This is a genomic window from Dactylosporangium sp. NPDC051087 (genome assembly GCF_055586325.1).
Map to the genome: position 1 here is coordinate 136,340 of NZ_JBVJIJ010000001.1, position 18,299 is coordinate 154,638.

The 18,299-nt window shown below is 72.9% G+C and carries 14 protein-coding genes and 1 pseudogene; 9 read left to right on the top strand and 6 right to left on the bottom strand.

Going from position 1 to position 18,299, the window contains the following annotated elements; genetic code table 11:
- Positions 1 to 1,203 carry a molybdopterin molybdotransferase MoeA gene (locus ACZ6TV_RS00615; protein WP_465293817.1) on the top strand — a complete coding sequence of 401 codons (1,203 nt, stop codon included), beginning with the start codon at positions 1 to 3 and terminating at the stop codon, positions 1,201 to 1,203.
- Positions 1,200 to 1,622 (top strand): molybdenum cofactor biosynthesis protein MoaE, encoded by a 423-nt coding sequence (locus ACZ6TV_RS00620; RefSeq protein WP_203848218.1) that lies wholly within the window; start codon positions 1,200 to 1,202, stop codon positions 1,620 to 1,622. Before ACZ6TV_RS00615 ends, ACZ6TV_RS00620 begins: the two co-directional genes overlap by 4 nt.
- A 4-nt stretch (positions 1,623 to 1,626) precedes the next feature.
- Here the strand turns inward: ACZ6TV_RS00620 and ACZ6TV_RS00625 are convergent, their stop codons facing one another.
- On the bottom strand, positions 1,627 to 2,190 hold the full coding sequence (locus tag ACZ6TV_RS00625) for a DoxX family protein (RefSeq protein WP_465293820.1): 564 nt from the start codon (positions 2,188 to 2,190) through the stop codon (positions 1,627 to 1,629).
- Between the two features lie 54 nt (positions 2,191 to 2,244).
- Between ACZ6TV_RS00625 and ACZ6TV_RS00630 the strand changes: the two genes are divergently transcribed.
- The 4 genes and pseudogenes from ACZ6TV_RS00630 to ACZ6TV_RS00645 all read left to right on the top strand — a co-directional run.
- Positions 2,245 to 3,603: an SWIM zinc finger family protein gene (locus ACZ6TV_RS00630; RefSeq protein ID WP_465293822.1), complete on the top strand. Its 1,359-nt coding sequence runs from the start codon at positions 2,245 to 2,247 to the stop codon at positions 3,601 to 3,603.
- Positions 3,604 to 3,635: 32 nt separating this feature from the next.
- On the top strand, positions 3,636 to 5,156 hold the full coding sequence (locus ACZ6TV_RS00635; RefSeq protein WP_465293824.1) for a DUF5691 domain-containing protein: 1,521 nt from the start codon (positions 3,636 to 3,638) through the stop codon (positions 5,154 to 5,156).
- Entirely contained in the window at positions 5,153 to 6,250 is a 1,098-nt protein-coding gene (locus ACZ6TV_RS00640; protein WP_465293826.1) for an ATP-binding protein, read from the top strand. The genes ACZ6TV_RS00635 and ACZ6TV_RS00640 overlap by 4 nt, the downstream gene beginning before the upstream one ends.
- A gap of 82 nt (positions 6,251 to 6,332) precedes the next feature.
- Positions 6,333 to 6,650: pseudogene (locus ACZ6TV_RS00645) on the top strand (DUF5682 family protein); the annotation flags it as partial.
- A 72-nt stretch (positions 6,651 to 6,722) separates the two neighbouring features.
- Here the strand turns inward: ACZ6TV_RS00645 and ACZ6TV_RS00650 are convergent.
- Positions 6,723 to 7,670 (bottom strand): hypothetical protein, encoded by a 948-nt coding sequence (locus ACZ6TV_RS00650; RefSeq protein WP_465294924.1) that lies wholly within the window; start codon positions 7,668 to 7,670, stop codon positions 6,723 to 6,725.
- Between the two features lie 54 nt (positions 7,671 to 7,724).
- On the opposite strand from ACZ6TV_RS00650, the gene ACZ6TV_RS00655 reads away from it, so the two are divergent.
- Together ACZ6TV_RS00655 and ACZ6TV_RS00660 are read left to right on the top strand one after the other, a co-directional pair.
- A complete protein-coding gene (locus tag ACZ6TV_RS00655) occupies positions 7,725 to 9,590 on the top strand; it encodes a DUF5682 family protein (protein WP_465294870.1) in 1,866 nt (621 codons plus the stop codon).
- Positions 9,583 to 10,740, top strand: coding sequence for a VWA domain-containing protein (locus tag ACZ6TV_RS00660; RefSeq protein ID WP_465293828.1), 1,158 nt, complete (start codon positions 9,583 to 9,585; stop codon positions 10,738 to 10,740). The genes ACZ6TV_RS00655 and ACZ6TV_RS00660 overlap by 8 nt, the downstream gene beginning before the upstream one ends.
- A 67-nt stretch (positions 10,741 to 10,807) precedes the next feature.
- Here ACZ6TV_RS00660 and ACZ6TV_RS00665 read toward each other — a convergent pair whose 3' ends face one another.
- Positions 10,808 to 12,016 carry an ATP-binding protein gene (locus ACZ6TV_RS00665; RefSeq protein ID WP_465293830.1) on the bottom strand — a complete coding sequence of 403 codons (1,209 nt, stop codon included), beginning with the start codon at positions 12,014 to 12,016 and terminating at the stop codon, positions 10,808 to 10,810.
- Positions 12,017 to 12,319: 303 nt separating this feature from the next.
- Between ACZ6TV_RS00665 and ACZ6TV_RS00670 the strand changes: the two genes are divergently transcribed.
- On the top strand, positions 12,320 to 12,787 hold the full coding sequence (locus tag ACZ6TV_RS00670; RefSeq protein ID WP_465293832.1) for a DUF2690 domain-containing protein: 468 nt from the start codon (positions 12,320 to 12,322) through the stop codon (positions 12,785 to 12,787).
- 80 nt (positions 12,788 to 12,867) lie between these two features.
- Here ACZ6TV_RS00670 and ACZ6TV_RS00675 read toward each other — a convergent pair whose 3' ends face one another.
- The 3 genes from ACZ6TV_RS00675 to ACZ6TV_RS00685 form a co-directional block, all read right to left on the bottom strand.
- Positions 12,868 to 13,296 (bottom strand): LppU/SCO3897 family protein, encoded by a 429-nt coding sequence (locus tag ACZ6TV_RS00675; RefSeq protein ID WP_465293834.1) that lies wholly within the window; start codon positions 13,294 to 13,296, stop codon positions 12,868 to 12,870.
- Between the two features lie 449 nt (positions 13,297 to 13,745).
- Entirely contained in the window at positions 13,746 to 16,964 is a 3,219-nt protein-coding gene (locus ACZ6TV_RS00680) for a UvrD-helicase domain-containing protein (protein ID WP_465293836.1), read from the bottom strand.
- A 36-nt stretch (positions 16,965 to 17,000) separates the two neighbouring features.
- Entirely contained in the window at positions 17,001 to 18,278 is a 1,278-nt protein-coding gene (locus ACZ6TV_RS00685) for a metallophosphoesterase (protein ID WP_465294872.1), read from the bottom strand.
- Positions 18,279 to 18,299: the final 21 nt, after the last annotated feature.

Here is an 18,299-nt window from a genome sequence, read left to right on the forward strand (position 1 = left end):
GTGACGTTACCGATCGCGTGGGCCGACGCCCGCGAGGCCGTGTTCGAGGCCGGCTCGGCGGTCGCGTCGAGCCCCGTGCCCGTCCCCCTCGCCGAGGCCGACGGACTGACGCTCGCCAGGCCGCTGACCACGCTCACCGCGCTGCCCGCGTTTCCGACCTCCAGCGTCGACGGCTGGGCCGTCCGCGGCGCCGCGCCCTGGCGGATCGTCGGCCGGGTCCTCGCCGGCGACGTCGCCCAGCCGCTGACGACCGACGGCACCTGCGTGGAGATCGCGACCGGTGGCATGGTGCCCGAAGGCACCCTGTATGTCATCCGCGTCGAGGACTCCAAGGTCGACGGCGAGCACGTCGTCGCCGGTGAGCCCCGCAAGATCCCCGACTGGCGGCTGATCGGCGAGGAGGCGGCCCTCGGCGAGGAGCTGCTGCCCGCCGGGACCCCGATCACGCCCGGCGTCATCGGTCTCGCCGCCGCCTGCGGGTATGACACCCTCCTCTGCCGGCCGAAGCCGCGCAGCGCGCTGCTGGTCTTCGGCGACGAGCTGCTGACCGCGGGCGTCCCCGGCGCCGGTCGGGTCCGCGACGCGCTCGGCCCGTCGCTGCCCTCATGGCTGCGCCGGGCCGGCACCGACGTCGTGCACCACCGCGCGCCCGTCGCTGACACGCTCGACGACCACGTCGCCGCGCTCCGGACCGCTGTCGACGCCGGGGCGCAGGTCATCTGCACGACCGGCGGCACTATGCACGGACCCGTCGACCACCTGCACCCGGCGCTGGCCGAGCTCGGCGCCACCTACGTCGTCAACACGGTGGCGGTGCGGCCCGGATTCCCGATGCTCGTGGCGCGACTGCCCGGGGGACAGTTCGTCGCGGGCCTGCCCGGCAACCCACAGTCCACCTTCGTTGCTTTGGTTTCGCTGGTACTGCCACTGCTCGCCGGACTGGGCGGCCGCCCGATACCGGGCCATTCGACGGTGAGCCTCGGCGCCGACATCCCGGGCCGGGGCGACTTCACGCATCTCGCGCTGGTCCGCCGCGACGCGTCCGACGGGCTGGCCTATCCCGTCGCGCACGCGGGGTCGTCGATGCTGAGAGGCCTGGCCAACTCGATCGGCTTCGCGATCATCCCGCCCGGAGGGCGCGGTCTCGCGGGGACGCCGGCGCAACTGGTACCACTGCCGATTCTGGATGGGGAGCGCGTGTGACCGACCGAATCACGGTCCTGGTGACCGGCGAGCCGATCGACGTGACGTCGCACGAGCTGGCCGTCTCCGACCGCGCGGCGGGCGCGGTCGTGTCCTTCGCCGGCGTGGTGCGCGACCACGACGGCGGGCGCGGCGTCGTCGAGCTCGAATACGAGGGCCACCCCAGCGCCGGCGACGTGCTCGCCGAGATCGCCGCCGAGATCGCGGCCGAGCCCGCCGTGCACGCGCTCGCCGTGTCGCACCGGGTAGGGCGGCTGGAGATCGGCGACGTGGCGCTCGCGGCGGCGATCTCGACCTCGCACCGGGCCGATGCCTTCCTGCTCTGCGCGCGGCTCGTCGACGAGGTGAAGGCCAGGCTGCCGGTGTGGAAGCGGCAGGTCTTCACCGACGGCGAGGAAGAGTGGGTCAACTGTCCCTGATCGTCTAGGGCAGCCTCCTGGCGAGCCGAGCGATACGCGCGTCGCGCTGCGCGGCGTGCAGGACGTGGCGGGCCTCGCGCCGTGCCGTGCTGGCCGTGTGGCCGGCCTCGCGGCGTGCGATGCGGGCCGTGTTCCGGGCCCGCCAGGCGATGCTGGGGCGGCCCTCGCTGTCCAGCGCCGCGAACAGCAGGCCGCCGATCAGACCGAGGTTCTTGAGGAAGTTGATCCGCTGCTGGTTGCGCTGCGCCGGGTCGTCGACCTCCCAGAACGCGTGGCCCGCGAGCGTCGTGGGCACCAGTGACCCCGCCAGTACCAGCGCGGCAGGCGTCGTCGCGTGCCCGGTCGCGAGCAGCAGGCCACCGGCCACCTGCGCGGCGCCGTTGACCCGCACCAACGTCTCGGCGTCGGTCGGCAGGCTGGGGTGCACCGCCTTCAGCGCCGGCTCCAACCGGTCCGTGACCGGCTGGGCCTTCTCAGCGAGTTTCGCCGGGTCACGGAACGCGGCCCAGCCCTGAATCACGAAGATCGCGGCGAGCATCGAGCGGGCCGCGGTGCGCACGGGTCTCATGCCGGGTTCATACCCAACCACGGAATGTCGTACCCCATCACTACGCTTCGCAGCATGGCCGAAACTTCGACGGAGACGACGGTCTGGACCACCGACCAGGTCATGGCCCTCGCACCCGACGCGTCCGCCCAGCGGGCCGCCCGGGGCATGGCCGGCGACCGCGCCTGGCTGGAGTCCGGGCTCAGCGCCACCGACGAGGTCCCGCCGACGATCTGGGGCCTCTGCCAGGGCAGCGGCAGCACCCCCTATCAGACCGCCGTCGATCTCACCGAGCCCGCGTTCAAGTGCACGTGCCCGAGCCGCAAGTTCCCCTGCAAGCACGCCCTCGCCCTGCTGCTGCGCTGGTCATCGGGGAGCGTCACCGACGCCAGTCCCCCGGGCTGGGTCCAGGAGTGGCAGTCCTCCCGCGCGTCCCGGCGCGCCGCTCCCGCTCCCGCCGATGCCGACGGCTCCGCCGAGGGCGGTGCCGTGCGCGGCGGTGGCGGTCGTGCCGCTCCCGGGGAGAAAGCGCAGGCCCGGCGCGCCGATCGGATCTCCGCCGGGCTCGACGAGCTCGACCGCTGGCTGGCCGACCAAGCCCGCGCCGGGCTGGCGAGCGTCGCCAAGAGCGGCTATGCGCACTGGGACACGATGGCCGCCAGGCTCGTCGACGCCCAGGCCGCGGGCGCGGCCGGCATCCTGCGCCGCACCTCCGCGGTCACCGGCTCGCCCGAGCGGCTCCTGGGCGAGCTCGCCCGGCTCCACCTGCTCGTCGGCGGCTATCGACGCCTGGCCGACCTGCCCGAGGACCTCGCCGCCAGCGTCCGCATGCGCGTCGGCCTGCCGATCGCGACCGAGACCGTCCTCGCCGGTCCCGTCCTGCGCGACCGCTGGCAGATCCACGGCGTCCGCGACGACATCGAGGACCAGCTCACCGTCCGCCGTGCCTGGCTGCGCGGCGCCTCGACGCAGCGCCCCCTGCTGATCCTGTCCTTCGCCGTCGCCGGCCAGTCCCTCCCGGTCGACCTCCTCCCCGGCACCGAGATCGACGCCGACGTCTGCCTCTATCCCGGCGGCCAGCCGGCCCGCGCCCTGATCGCCAAGCGCCACGGTCCGCCCGCCCGCATGCACACCGTCGCGGGAGCCACCGGCATCGAGGCCAACCTGCGCGCCCACGCCGCCGCGCTCGCCGAGGACCCCTGGCTGGACTATTGGCCGATGACCGTCGACGCGGTCTGCCCCACCCGCGACGGTGGCACCTGGCACCTGGTCGACCCCACCGGCCTGGCCCTCCCCCTCGACCCGGCCTCCGGCGACCCGTGGCGCCTGCTCGCCATCACCGGCGGTCACCCGACCACCGTCACCGGCGAGTGGTCCGCCGGCGGCCTCCGCCCTCTCGGCGCCTGGTCCGAAGGCAGGTTGGTGCGCTTATGACCCGCAGCATGACGTTCGAGGGGGGAGGTGTCGTGAGCGGGCTTCCGGAATGGGGCGATGTCCTGGCGACCGCGCTGGTCGGGACGCAGCGACGGCACCTTGCGGCCGGAGACGGTGACCCGGCTGAGGTGCTGCTCGACGCGGCCGCCGCGCTGACGATGTATCGGCGCGCCGGCGTTGCCGCACAGACCGGTGTCGCGGTGCCCGCGGCGGCGCCCGACGACTCCGGGATTCCGCTGGTGCCATGGCCGGCGTCGGCGCGGGCCGCCGACCTGCTGGCGGTCGACGCCGCGGGCTATGGGTCGAGCAACGCCACGCCCGTGCGGGACGCCGACGGGCGACTGGAGCTGCTCGCGGAGTGGCTGGGCGCGGTCGGCGCCCGAAGGGTGCCCGGAGAGCTGCTGCCAGCGTTGCTCGAGATCGGGCGCCGGCATCGGATCCTGCGCACGCTGATCGCCTCGGTGGGCGGCCCGCGGGCGGAGTGGCTGGCGGCGCAGCGGCCCGACTGGGGGTATCTGGTCACGACCACGGTCGACGCGCCCACCGCCGACAGCAGCGCGTGGGAGCTGGGGTCGATCGGGCGGCGGGTCGGGTTCCTGACCGCGTTGCGGCGGCGGGATCCCGACGCGGCGCGGGACCTGCTGCGCGCGGCGTGGCCCACGGAGACGCCCGACGACCGGGCCGCCCTGCTCGGCGCCATGGCCACCGGCCTGTCCGCCGCCGACGAGGCGGTGCTGGAGACCGCGCTCGACGACCGGCGCAAGGAGGTGCGCGCCGCCGCGGTCGAGCTGCTCGCCTTGCTGCCCGACAGCGCATATGCGCGGCGGATGGCGGAGCGCTCGACGGCCTGCGTGCAGATCAGCGGCGGGCGGATCGTGGTGACCCCACCGGCCGCCTGCGACAAGGCGATGCGCCGGGACGGGATCACGCCGCGGCCGCCGGTCGGGGTCGGTGAGCGGGCCTGGTGGCTGGAGGAGCTGCTGACCAGGACGCCACTGCGGGTCTGGGGCGACCCCGACGAGTTCCTGCGGCTGCCGGTGACCGACGAGTGGGCGGCCGTGCTGCGCCGCGGCCTGGCCCGGGCAGCGGCCGGGCAGCGCGACGCGCAGTGGGCGACCGCGTTGACCGGGCAGCTGACCGAGGAGGTCGCGGCCGGTGGGCGGCCCGATGACCGGCTGCTGCTCGAAGCCCTGTATGACGCGCTGCCCTCCGACGCCCTGTCGGCGATCGCGGTCGAGGTCCTGCGCCGCGGGCTCGCCGGCGCGGCCGCCGTCGGCGTCGAGCACGTGCTGGAGCTGTGCCCGCGCCCGTGGCCACCGGCCCTGCTCGAGGCGGTGTTCGCCGCGCTCGACGACCTCGGCGGCCGGCGCTCGGCGGGGTGGCGGCTCGCCGGCCTGTGCGAGCTGGCGGCGCTGCGACTGCCGGCGGACGCCGCGGACCGGGCCGCGAAGCTCGCGTCCGGGCTGGCGTCCGATGATCCGATGTCCTCCATCGTCGGCCGTTTCGCCGACACCCTCCGGTTCCGACAAGACATGCTCGAGGAGCTCGCGTGACCAGCACAGTCGAAGCGCAGGCAGTCCAGCGGCGGCACGCCGAGGACGAGTTCGCCGCCGAGCTGGCCGCGTTGGCCGCCGGGGACGACCGGCCACGCCCGCCAGGGTGGCGGCTGTCCCCCACGGCCGTCGTGACATACCTGCTCGGCGGGGTCGCCGCGGACGGGACCGTGATCGTCCCGAAGTATGTCGGCTCGCGGCGGCTCATGGAGGTGGCCGTCGCGACGCTCGCCACCGACCGGGCGCTGCTGCTGCTCGGCGTGCCCGGCACAGCCAAGACCTGGGTCTCGGAGCACCTGGCGGCCGCCGTCAGCGGCGACTCGACGCTGCTGGTCCAGGGCACCGCGGGCACACCAGAGGAAGCGATCCGCTATGGGTGGAACTACGCCCGCCTCCTGTCCGAAGGGCCCAGCCGGGCCGCGCTCGTGCCCAGTCCGGTGCTGCGGGCCATGGCCGACGGCAGGATCGCGCGGATCGAGGAGCTGACCCGCGTCCCGTCCGACGTGCAGGACAGCCTGATCACGGTCCTGTCGGAGAAGACGCTGCCGGTGCCCGAGCTCGGCGAGGAGGTGCAGGCCCGCAAGGGCTTCAACGTCATCGCCACGGCCAACGACCGGGACCGCGGCGTCAACGAGTTGTCGTCCGCACTCCGCCGCCGGTTCAACACGGTGGTCCTGCCCGTGCCGGGCGGGGTCGAGGAGGAGGTCGACATCGTGTCGCGCCGGGTCGCCGCCCTCGGCAAGGCACTCGAGCTGCCCGAGCTGCCGCCGGCGGTCGACGAGATCCGGCGGGTCGTCACCGTCTTCCGCGAGCTGCGCAACGGCGCGACCGAAGACGGGCGCACGAAGCTGAAGTCGCCCAGCGGCACGCTCTCGACAGCCGAGGCGATCTCCGTGGTCACCAACGGCCTGGCACTCGCCGCGCACTTCGGCGACGGGGTCCTGCGCGCCGGTGACGTCGCGGCGGGCATCCTCGGCGCGGTCGTCAAGGATCCGGTCTCCGACCAGGTCGTGTGGCAGGAATACCTGGAGACCGTCATCCGGGAGCGCGAGGGCTGGCGCGACTTCTACCGGGCGGCCCGTCGCGGTGAGTGATCCGCTGCTGCTCGGCGTGCGCCACCACGGGCCGGGGTCCGCCCGTGCGGTGCGCCGCGCCCTCGCGGCCTTCCGCCCCGACGTGATCCTCATCGAAGGCCCACCCGAGGCCGACGCTCTGGTGCCGTTCGCGGGCGACGAGGACATGCGCGCACCGGTGGCACTGCTCGCCTATCCGGCGGACAACCCCGACCCGAAGCTCCGGGCGTCGTTCTGGCCCTTCGCCGAGTTCTCCCCCGAGTGGCAGGCGATCCGCTGGGCCGTGGCGTGCGAGATCCCGGTCCGGTTTATCGACCTGCCCGCCGCGATCCGTCTCGCCTCGGGCACGCCGTCCGCGCCGACGCCCGCCGATGACGCGGTCCGCGTCGACCCGATCGGCACCCTGGCCGAGGCCGCCGGCTACGACGACCCAGAGCGCTGGTGGGAAGACGTCGTCGAACACCGCCGCGAGCCAATGACGACCACCACAGGCTCAGCTCACACCACCACGGAAACGCGCGGCGGACCTCGCGGCGCGGGGGATCTCGGCGCAGGGGACAGCGACGGGTCTCGTGGCGCGGGCGACGGCCGTGCCGGTCCGCGCAGTGCGCGTGGTCGTGCGGAGGGTCCCGGTGCTGTGGGCGGTCGCGGTGCAGGTGAGACCGGCAGCGGACCTCGCGACGCGGCGGCGAGTCCCGGCGTTGCGGACAGCCGCGGTGCGGGCGACGTCAACGGCGGTCCGCGCAGCGCGGGTGGTCGTGCGGAGAGTCCCGATGTTGTGGGCGGTCACGGTGCAGGTGAGACCGGCGGCGGGTCTGGCGGCGCGGAGGATCGTGGCGCACGAGGCGACGGCGGGTCTCGTGGTGCGGAGGGCCCAGGCGCTGTCGGCGGTCGCGGTCCAGGTGAGACCCGCGGCGGACCTCGCGGCGCGGAGGATCGCGGTGCGGGTGAGACCGGCGGCGGGTCTGGCAGTGCGGGGGATCGCGGCGCAGGGGATCGCGGCGCAGGGGACAGCGGCGGGTCTCATGGCGCGGGCGACGGCCGCGGCGGGTCTCGTGATGCGGGCGACGGCCGCGGCGGGTCTCGTGATGCGGGCGACGGCCGCGGCGGGTCTCGTGATGCGGGCGACGGCCGCGGCGGGTCTCGTGGTGCGGGCGACGGCCGCGGCGGGTCTCGTGGCGCGGGCGACGGCCGCGGCGGGTCTCGTGGCGCGGGCGACGGCCGCGGCGGGGTGAGTGGTCGTGCGGAAGCCCCCGGCGTTGTGGGCGGTCGCGGTGCAGGTGAAACCGGCGGCGGGTCTCGCGGTGCGGAGGGTCGTGGCGCAGGGAATGGCGGCGGGCCTCGCGGTGCAGGGAGCGACCACCCGGCCGGTCCCGGCGTTGCGGAGGGTTCCGAGGCGGAGGGTGGTGCCGGGGAAGGGGAAGGCCGCGAGCAAGGGCACGCCGCTGCGGACGGGCGCGACACGGAGGGACGTCGCGGTGCCGAAGAAGGCGACGTGCTCGCGGCGCGGCTCGGTGCGGCGGGGACGTTGTTCGCCGTGGAGGAGGCCGTGGAGGAGGACGTCGACGCCGAGCGGCTGGCGGAGGCGGTGGCGCCGTTCGCGGCGATCGCTGAGGCCATGACCGTGGTCAGGGCACACGCGCCGGCGCCGCCGGAGGCGGAGCGGGTCGACGAGGAGCGGCGCGAGGCGCACATGCGGCAGGCGCTGCGGGCGGCGATGAAGGAGTTCGACAGGGTCGCCGTCGTGTGCGGGGCGTGGCACGTGCCGGCGTTGGTCGCGCCGCTGCCCAGCGCGGCGTCCGACGCCGCGGTGCTCAAGGGGCTGCCGAAGGTCAAGGTGTCGATGACCTGGGTGCCCTGGACGCACGCGCGCTTGGCGTCATGGCAGGGGTATGGCGCGGGTGTCCGGTCGCCGGGCTGGTATCACCACCTGTTCACGGCGGTCGACGAGCACGTCGTGGCTCGCTGGTTGGTGAAGGCCGCCGGCGTACTGCGAAAGGACGGCGTCCCCGTCTCCAGCGCCCACGTCATCGAGGCGACCCGGCTGGCGGAGGCGCTCGCCACGATGCGGGGCCGGCCGCTGGCCGGGCTCGCCGAGGTGACCGACGCCGCGCACGCGGTGCTCTGCGACGGCGACGACCTGCGGCTCAGCCTGATCAATCGGCGGCTGGTGGTCGGTGACCGGCTGGGGCGGGTGCCGGACCAGACGCCGGGTGTGCCGATCGCCAAGGACGTGGCCAGCAGCCAGCGCCGGTTGCGGCTCCAGCCGGCGGTCAGCAGCCGGGAGATCGACCTGGACCTGCGCAGGGACCTCGACCTGCAGCGCAGCCAGCTGCTGCACCGGCTGCGGCTGCTCGGCGTGGACTGGGGGCAGGTGCTGGCCAACCGCAAGGGGCGCGGCACGTTCTGGGAGTCGTGGCAGATCGCGTGGCAGCCGGAGTTCGCGGTCGATCTGGTCGAGGCCGGGGTCTACGGCACGACGGTCCGCGAGGCGGCGACCGCGCGGGTCGCTGAGCAGGCCGTGGAGGCCGAGACGCTCGCGGACGTGACGGCGCTGGTCGAGCGGTGCCTGCTGGCCGACCTGCCGGACGCGCTGCCGGGGGTGCTCGACGCGCTCGACGAGCGGATGGCCCTCGACGCCGACGTCGCGCACCTGATGGACGCGCTGCCCGCGTTGGCCAGGACGTTGCGGTACGGCGACGTGCGCGGCACCGACCTGTCGGCGCTGCGGTCGGTGACCCTCGGCATGATCACCCGTGTCTGCGTCGGGCTGCCCGCGGCGGTCGGCGGGCTCGACGACGCGGCGGCCACCGTGATGCGCGACAGGATCGACGGGGTGCAGGGCGCGCTCGCGCTGATCGACGACGACGATGCCAGCCGGCGGTGGCAGGCGCTGCTCGGCGGCCTGTCCACCCGCGACGACCTGCACGGTTTGCTCACCGGGCGGATGAGCCGGCTGCTGCTCGACGCCGGCACCGTCGACGCCGACGACATCGGGGCCAGGATGGCGCTGGTGCTGACGGTCGGCGTGCCGGTGGCCAAGGCGGCCGCCTGGATCGAAGGCTTCCTCGCCGGCGACGGGCTGCTGCTGGTCCACGACGAGCGGCTGCTCGCACTGGTCGACGCGTGGCTGACCGGCATTCCCGCGGACGGGTTCGTGGAGGTCCTGCCGCTGCTCCGGCGGACGTTCAGCGGCTACCCGGCACCGCAGCGCCGCATGATCGGCGAGCGGGCCGCCAACATCGGCACCGGCGGCCGGCCCCGCGCCGGCGACCACGACGACCAGGTCGACCCCGATCGCGGCGCCCTGCTGCTCCCGGTCGTGGCCCGGCTTCTGGGTAAGGAGCTGCACCGTGGATGACGAGAGCGACGAGCGGCTCCGCAGGTGGCGGCTCGCTCTGGGCGGCGCGCAAGGGGGCGAAGGCACCGGGTATGGCCTCACCGGCGCCGACGTGTCGATCGACGCCGCGCTCGGTGCCCTTTATGACGGCGGCGACGTCACCGGCAGCCAGCGCGGTGCGGGGCTGGGCGCCTCGGCGCCGCGGGTCGCCCGGTGGCTCGGGGACATCCGGCATTACTTCCCGTCGACGGTCGTGCAGGTCATGCAGGCCGACGCGATCGAGCGCCTCGACCTGACGAGGCTTCTCCTCGAGCCCGAGATGCTCGACGCCGTCGAGCCCGACGTGCACCTCGTGGGGACGCTGCTGTCGCTGAACCGGGTCATGCCCGACAAAAGCAAACGGGCCGCGCGCAAGGTCGTGGCCAAGGTCGTCGCCGAGCTGGAGCGGCGCGTCGCGCAGCCGACCAGGACGGCGCTCGCCGGCGCGCTCAACCGGGCCGCGAGGATCAACCGGCCCCGGCACCACGACATCGACTGGAACCGGACCATCCGGGCGAATCTCAAGCACTATCAGGCGGAGCATCGCACGGTCGTCCCGGAGCGGCTGATCGGATATGGGCGGCGGGCGCAATCGGTGCAGCGCGACGTCGTGCTGTGCGTTGACCAGTCCGGCTCGATGGCGGCGTCCGTCGTCTACTCGGGCGTGTTCGCCGCGGTGCTCGCGTCGATGCGGTCGCTGAAGACGTCGCTCGTGGTGTTCGACACGGCGGTGGTGGACCTGACGGACAAGTTGCAGGACCCGGTCGACGTCCTGTTCGGCACCCAGCTCGGCGGCGGCACGGACATCAACCGGGCCATCGCGTACGGCCAGCAGCTCATCACCTGTCCACGCGACACGATCTTCGTGCTGATCAGCGACCTGTACGAGGGCGGCGTGCGCGAGGAGATGCTCCGGCGGGTCGCCGCGATGACGTCCGCGGGCGTGCAGGTGATCGCGTTGCTGGCGCTGTCCGACGAGGGCGCGCCGGACTACGACCACGAGAACGCCGCCGCGCTCGCGGCGCTCGGGGTGCCGGCGTTCGCCTGCACACCGGACGTCTTCCCCGACCTGATGGCCGCCGCCATCGAACGCCGGGACCTGCGTGCCGTCATCGAGAGGGCAAAGGCCTAAGGCGTGTTGGCCAGTGGATGCCGGGCTGCGACCTCGCCTCGCTCCGACCCCACTGACCAAACACGCCTTAGTCGGCGGGCTGCGAGCGGATGTACCGGGCGAAGTGCGGCACCGTGAAGGCGACGGTGCCGCGCTCGCCGGAGTAGATGAGGCCCTTCTTGATCAGCGCGTCCCGGGCCGGGGAGAGGCTGGCCGGGCGGCGGCCGAGCGAACGGGCGATCTCCGCGGTCGGCACCGCCTCGGACACGTCGACCGCCGGCAGCAGGGTCGCCATCGAGCGCATGTACTCGCGTTCGGCGGGCGTGGCCCGCTCGTAGCGGGAGCCGAAGAAGCCGACGGCCAGCTCAGCCTCGGCCTCCGGCGCCGCCACCCTGACGTCCGCCGCGGTGATCGGCGAGTGCGGCGCGTGGTCCCAGGTCGCCTTGCCGTAGGCCTGCACGAAGTACGGGTAGCCGCCGGAGGCCTCGTAGAGCGCGTCGAGGGCCTTGGCCTCGTATTCGACCTCCTCACGCAACGCGGGCGCGGTGAGGGCGAGGTCGGCCGCGATCCGGTCGAGCCGGTCGATGCGCTGGTAGCGGAAGAGCCGCTCGGAGTAGGACTTCGACGCGGTGAGCAGCGCCGGCAGGTGCGGCAGGCCGGCGCCGACCACGATCAGCGGCGCGCCGGTCTGCGACAGCTCGTGGCAGGCCGCGCACATGGCCGAGATGTCGTCGGCGGACAGGTCCTGCATCTCGTCGATGAAGATCGCCACGCCGGTGCCGACGTCGGTCGCCACGCTCGCCGCGTCGGTGAACAGCTCGACCAGGTCGATCTCGATGTCGCCCGAGTCGGCCCGGCCGGTCGCCGCCGGCACGTCGATCCCGGGCTGCCACCGGTCGCGCAGCTTGCTCGGCGGTTTGTTGGGATCCTCGCGTACCGCGAACGCCTTCAGCACCCCGAGGAACTCGTCGATCCGGTCCGGCGCGCGGTGGTGCGGGGCGAGCTCACGGATCGCCATGTGCAGCGCCGCGGTCATCGGCCGGCGCAGCGACTGGTCGGGCCGGGCCTCGATCTTGCCCGTGCCCCACAACCGCGAGATCGCCTGCGAGCGCAGCGTGTTGAGCAGGACGGTCTTGCCGACGCCGCGCAGACCGGTGAGCATCAGCGAGCGCTCGGGCCGCCCACGGGCGACGCGCTCCAGGACCACCTCGAAGGCCTGCAGCTCACGGTCACGGCCGGCGAGCTCAGGGGGCCGCTGCCCGGCGCCGGGCGCATACGGGTTGCGAACGGGATCCACGCTCGCACAGTATCGGCGTCTCTAGCCCAAACGCTAGAACCGCATAGAGATGCCTTGTGGCGTGTCGTGCCTTATCTAGCAAAGTCTAGGGCGCACGCAAGACAGCCTTAGAGCAGGCGATCGAACACCTGTTCACCAAGCTCGAACTAATGTACTACAGCCTCTGAGGGGTCCTGCGCAAGGGGGTCCCTGTGGCGTGGCGACGGACCGCAGTCGTCCGGTCGCACATAGAAATATCGAAACCCTTGAACTATCGTCCGAACCGGCAGGCATCGATAGTGCTTACCGAAACGGGGATCAGCAATGATACGCAGAACGATCAAGGCTGCGCTCGCAGCGCTGGTCGCCACTGTGGCGACGCTGGCGCTCATGCCCGAGGCCGCGCACGCGGAAAACCTTCCCTACGACGGACAGTATGCCGAAGACACCAACTGCGGCGGCATCCAGTCACTCGAGATCGTGTACATCAAGCAGGGCTCGCTCATCATCGGCACCATCGACCTGCGCTACAGCTCGGTCTGCAAGACCGTCTGGGCCCGCACGCTGGCCTTCGGGTGCAACGGCTGCATCAACCCGCGCATGGAAAGTGTCGTCAACCGGCAGCACGACAACAAGGCCCTCTACTGCGGCAGGTCCGGCTGGAGCAACGACCTGCAGAGGGTCTACTGCCTCACGCCGATGTTGAACGACAAGGGTCGTCTCTCGCGGGCCCTCGGTGCGGTCTGGGGCTCGGACGGGCAGCAGTACACCTCCTGGACCGGCTACCACTAAAACGAACTGAGACGGGCACCCCCGGAAGCCTGCCTGGGAGTGCCCGTCTCGACGTGTCCTGCTCTACGTGTCCGGCGGGGTCAGCTCCGGAGCTTCATGCAGAGCACGAAGGAGAAGGTCTCCGGGGTGGCCTTGTAGAAGTAGTTGTGCGTGTAGCCGGAGACGCCGTTGCACTTCTCCTTGTCGGAGGTGCCCTCATACCGCTTCAGCACCTCGAACGTGCCGGCGCCGCAGGCGGTCTTCTGCATCACCGGGGCGGTGGCCGTGCCGATGTTGGTCAGGCACTCCCCGATCTTGACGGTCTTGGCGTCGCCCGGCGAGACGCCGGCCGGCGACGAGGCGGCGCCGCTCGGCGCGGAACTCGCGCCCGAGGAGGGCTTCGCCGAGGTGCTCGCCTTCGGGGTCGGCGACGTCGTCGTGGGGGTGGTCTTGTTGTCCTTCAGGACATACCAGATGCCGGCGGCGCCACCGCCGCACAGCAGCAGCACCAGGATGATGACCAGCGCCACCGTGCCACCGGAGCCCCTGCGCTGCGGCGGCGGTGCGGCCGGCGGGCCCCACTGACCACCACCGGGCCCACCAGGCCCACCGGGGCCGGGCGGCTGACCATAGGCCGGCTGCTGATAGGTGCCCGTCTGCCCGTAGTTGCCCCCATAGGGGCCCCCGGACTGCGGCTGCTGACCCCACTGCGGCTGTTGGCCATAGGGGTCAGGCTGCTGCCCATACTGTCCGGGCGGCGGACCATAAGGGTCCGGCTGTCCATAGGGATCCTGCTGGCCGCCCTGCCAGGGGTCCTGGGGTTGGCCCTGGTACGGGCCCGGCGGTCCGTAACCCGACATGTGATCCTCCTGCTCCGCGAAGCTCCAGGCAGCCTAGTTGCGTCAATGCAGCAACGGTAGCGCCACCCCCCGACAGTTCCACCTCACGGTTTCGCGCCAGGTCCCTGTTCAAACGCGGATCAGATGAGTCGGAGCTGCCGGTCCTTGGGCTTCCGGGGTGCCGCGGGGCCGCGCCGCTCCAACAGTCCGGGATCGATGGACGACAGGAACGGGGTGGGCGCCATGTCCCGCTCGGACCCGTGCCGGAAGCGGGTCCTGCTGTGCGACAGGAAAAGCCGGTCCTGCGCCCGGGTCAGCCCGACGAAGAAAAGCCGGCGCTCCTCCGCGACGCTGTCCTCCGAGAAGCCCTGCGAGCCGGGCATCCGCAGCGGCAGCAGGCCGTCCTCGCAGCCGACCATGAACACAACGGGAAACTCGAGTCCCTTCGACGCGTGCAGTGTCAGCAGCGTCACCCGGTCGGCGCGCGGATCCCAGCCGTCGACCTCGGCGCCGGTGGCCAGCGCGCCCAGGAACTCGTCCAGGTCGCTGCCCGCCCGCAGCGCCGGCGGCGTCATCAGCTCGACGGCGGTCCACACGTCGGCCTCGGTCAGCCCGATCACGTCGGTGTCGAGCTGGCCGCAGCGGCCCGCGACGACCTGCCCGGACAGCCGCACCCTGGCGGCGATCGACCCGCCGAGCCCCGTCGCGAAGCGCAGCTCACGGGCGATGGCGGCGACCCCCGGCCGGTCCAGCAGCCGGTCGTGCGAGCGCTTCTGCACCGGTACGCCGGCCCGCGACAACGCGTCCACGATCGGCGCTGCCTGCGAGTCGGTGCGATAGAGCACGGCGATGTCGGAGAAGGACATCGCGCCGACGGCCGCCCGCGAGTCGACCCGGTTGTCGTGCGAGCGGTGCGACAGGCCGCCGACCAGCTCGTCGACGGTGCGCACCACGAAGTCGGCCTCGTCGGCGACCGAAGTGGCCGGATACAGCCCGACCATCGGCGCCTCCAGGTCGAGCCTGGCCGGGTCGAGGCGCCGCCCCGGCACCAACGTCGTCGGCGCGATCGCCTGGACCGCCGCGGCGAGGATCGGCGCGGACGAGCGGTAGTTGCGCGTGAGCCGGACCACCCGGGCATCGATCTCGGAGGTGGAGAAGTCCGTGGCGAAGCGCAGGAAGAACGAGACCTCGGCGCCGCGGAACGAGTAGATCGCCTGGTCAGGGTCGCCGATCGCGCAGAGGTTGCCGCCGGGCGGGCACAGCAGCCGCAGCAGGTCGTACTGCACCGGGTCGACGTCCTGGTATTCGTCGACGAAGATCCACTGCCATCGGTCCCGGTAGCGGTCGACCAGCGCCGGGGAATCAGTGAGCAGCTGCACACTCAACGTCAGCAGCTCGTCGAGCGACACCATGTCCTTCGCCCGCAGCGCCTTGGCCAGCGCCTCCGCGGTCGACGGCTCCATCGCCGCCAGGGCGCGCTTCGCCTCCCGCTCCGACAGCGGCTCGAGGGCCGCGAGCAGGTCGGCCTCCTCCGCGATCCGGAACTTCGGGGTCAGCCCGACCGCGCCCGCGTGCTCCCGCAGGATCGACAGGCCCAGAGCGTGGAACGTCGACACCGTCACGGCCTCGGTCACCGGTCCGAGCAGCCCTTCGAGACGCTCCCGCAGCTCCTCCGCGGCCCGCCGGGTGAACGTGATCGCCAGGCACTCCTCCGGATACACGTCCAGCTCGGCACACAGGTACGCGATGCGATGCGTCAACGTGCGGGTCTTGCCGGTGCCCGGACCGGCCACGATCAGCAACGGGCCGCCGGGCGCGGACGCCGCCACCCGCTGCAGCGCGTCGAGCCGGTCGAGCAGGCCGGTGCCGACCTCCTCCATCCCGGCCAGCATCGGCTCGAGCGGCTCATGCGGCGAAGCGGGCGCCGAGATCGGCGGTGGCGGCTCGGGCGCTTCGGCGGGCGCGGGCCGGCGGCGCTTCTGTGGCGCCTTCGGAGTGGCCTCGGCCTTGCGCTGTTTCGGCAGCTGCGGCATCGGTACGTCGAACAGCACGTCCTCCTGGACGCCGCGCGAGCGCAGCTCGTCCGGCGCGAAGAGCTTGATGACGCCGTACTCGCCGTCGTAGCCGGGTGTGCGGCTGACCTCACCACGGCGCAGCCTGGCGATGCCCTCGCCGAGCAGCTCCCCGCCGACGCGGGTGATCTCCTCGACCGGCACCTCGCGCAGGATCGCCAGCTCCGCGCCCAGCTCCGCGACCAGCGAGGTCAGCTGGGTGTCGACGGTCTTGGACTTCGCGCCGACGCCGTGGATCTCGCCGAGGATCTCGTGCAGCTGGATCAGGTGCGTGACCTGCGGGGCGCCGGGCGGCACGTACCCGTCTGGACGGTCGGCGAGCTCCTCGACCCGGTGCAGCACGCCGACGGTCAGCGCCTTGCCGCAGACCGGGCACAGGCCCTCCGCCTCGCGGGTCTGGGCCGGCAGCCAGTTCACGTCGCAGGCGCGGTGCCCGTCGCCGTGATACTTGCCCTCCTCGGGGAAGAACTCGATCGTGCCGGCGAGTCCGTCGCCCGTGCGCAGCGCGTCCCGCACCTTGAAGTAGTCCAGCTCACTGGTCAGCAGCGTCGCCTCGCGGGCCAGCGCCGGCGGGGAGTGCGCGTCGGAGTTGGAGACCAGTCGGTACCGGTCCAGCGACGACACCCGCCAGTTCATCGCGGGGTCGGAGGACAGCCCGGTCTCGACCGCGAAGATGTGCTCGGCGAGGTCGGCGTAGCAGTCGGCGATCGCGTCGAAGCCCGACTTGGAGCCCAGCGCGGAGAACCATGGCGTCCAGATGTGCGCCGGCACCAGAAACCCGTCGGGGCTCGCCTCCAGCGTGATCTCGAGCAGGTCGCGGGAGTCGAGGCCGAGGATCGGCCGGCCGTCGGATCCGAGGTTGCCGATCCTGCCGAGTGCGGTGTTGAAGCGGGCGGCCGCCTCGAAGTCGGGCTGGTAGATCAGGTGGTGGACCTTGCGGGTCCGGTCGCCGCGTTTGTAGATCGTGGAGATCTCGACCGACAGCATGAACCTGACCGGCGCGCCGTCGGCGGCGTTGGACAGCCGGCCGGGCAGACGGCGCAGGATCTCCGTCTCGCGGTCCGGGTGGAGGCGGAACAGGCCCGGCTCCGCCGGGACCAGCGCCTCACGCAGGTGGTCGTGCCAGGCCGGATGGGTGAAGTCGCCGGTGCCGAGCAGCGTGATGCCCTTGCGCCGGGCCCACCAGGTGAGCGTCTCGATGCTGAGGTCGCGACTGCACGCCCGGGAATACTTCGAGTGGATGTGCAGGTCGGCAACGAACGAAGGGTTGGAGACGTTCGAAGGCACGACGCATCCTGTCACACGCCGCCCGGCCAACGCCCGCTACGCGCCGTGCAGCTCGACGACCGAGATGTCCGGCGGTGCCCCGAAGCGCACCGGCGGCCCCCAGAACCCTGCACCACGGGTCACGTAGACCTGCGTGCCGTCGACGTTGCCGAGCCCGGCCACCACCGGCGCCTCCAGACCCACCAGCAGGTTGAACGGCACCATCTGCCCGCCGTGCGTGTGGCCGGACAGCTGCAGGTCGACGCCGTGCTTCGCGGCCTCATGCGCCTGCACCGGCTGGTGAGCGAGCATCACGACCGGCCGGGACGCGTCCCGGCCGTCGAGCGCCTTGCCGAAGTCGGGCCCGTCGCCCACGTCCTCGCCGGACACGTCGTTGACCCCGGCGAGGTCCAGCCCCTGGATGTCGACCCGCTCGTTGCGCAGCACCCGGACGCCGAGCGAGTTGACCTCGTCGACCCACTCCTGATAGCCGGAGAAATACTCGTGGTTGCCCGTCACGAAGAAGCTGCCCTGCCGCGCCCGCAGGTCCTGCAGCGGCTCGGCGGCCGGCCCGAGCTCCGCGACCGACCCGTCGACCAGGTCACCGACGATCGCGACGATGTCCGCCTCGACCGAGTTGATGATCCTGACGATCCGCTCGGTGTGCGACCTGCCCAGCAGCGGCCCGAGGTGGATGTCGGACACCAGCGCGATCTTGAACCCGGCCATGCTCGCCGGCAGCTTCGCCAGGCGGATCGGCACGCGCTTCACCTGCGGCGCGCTCTTCGCCTGCCAGGTGCCGATGCCGACGGCCGCCACCGACAAGACCCCGGCCGTCGCCGCGAGCGACCGCCCGAGCAGCAGCCGCCGCCGCGGATCGAACCGCTCGTCCACCGCGCCCGGCGCGGGCAACGGCTCGGCCGACGACCGAGCCGGCGCGCCGGCCCCGTCATCCACAGCCCGGTTGTCCACAGCCCCGTTGTCCACAACCCCGGCGGTCACGCCTGCTTCCCCGGTCACCGCCGCTGCCGGACCGGCCGGGTTGTCCACAGGTCGATCCACACCGTCCACAGCCCCCTGCACAGGTCGGGGACCTTTGTCCACAGGCCGTGCACCGCTGTCCACAGCGTTATCCACAGCCTGCGCCGCACTGTGCACAGCCGCCGGCGCATCGCTCTGCGGCGCCGGGCGGCGGGTCCAGCGGCGCAGCGCCAGCCGCGGCAGCTCCAGCAGTGCGAGCGTCACCAGCAGGTAGAACATCAGGGCCAGCCACAGGAAGCCCGGCCACGCCAGGATCGGCTGCTGGTGCAGCGGCAGCACCCGGGACCCGACCATCGTCACCGGGATCAGCACCGC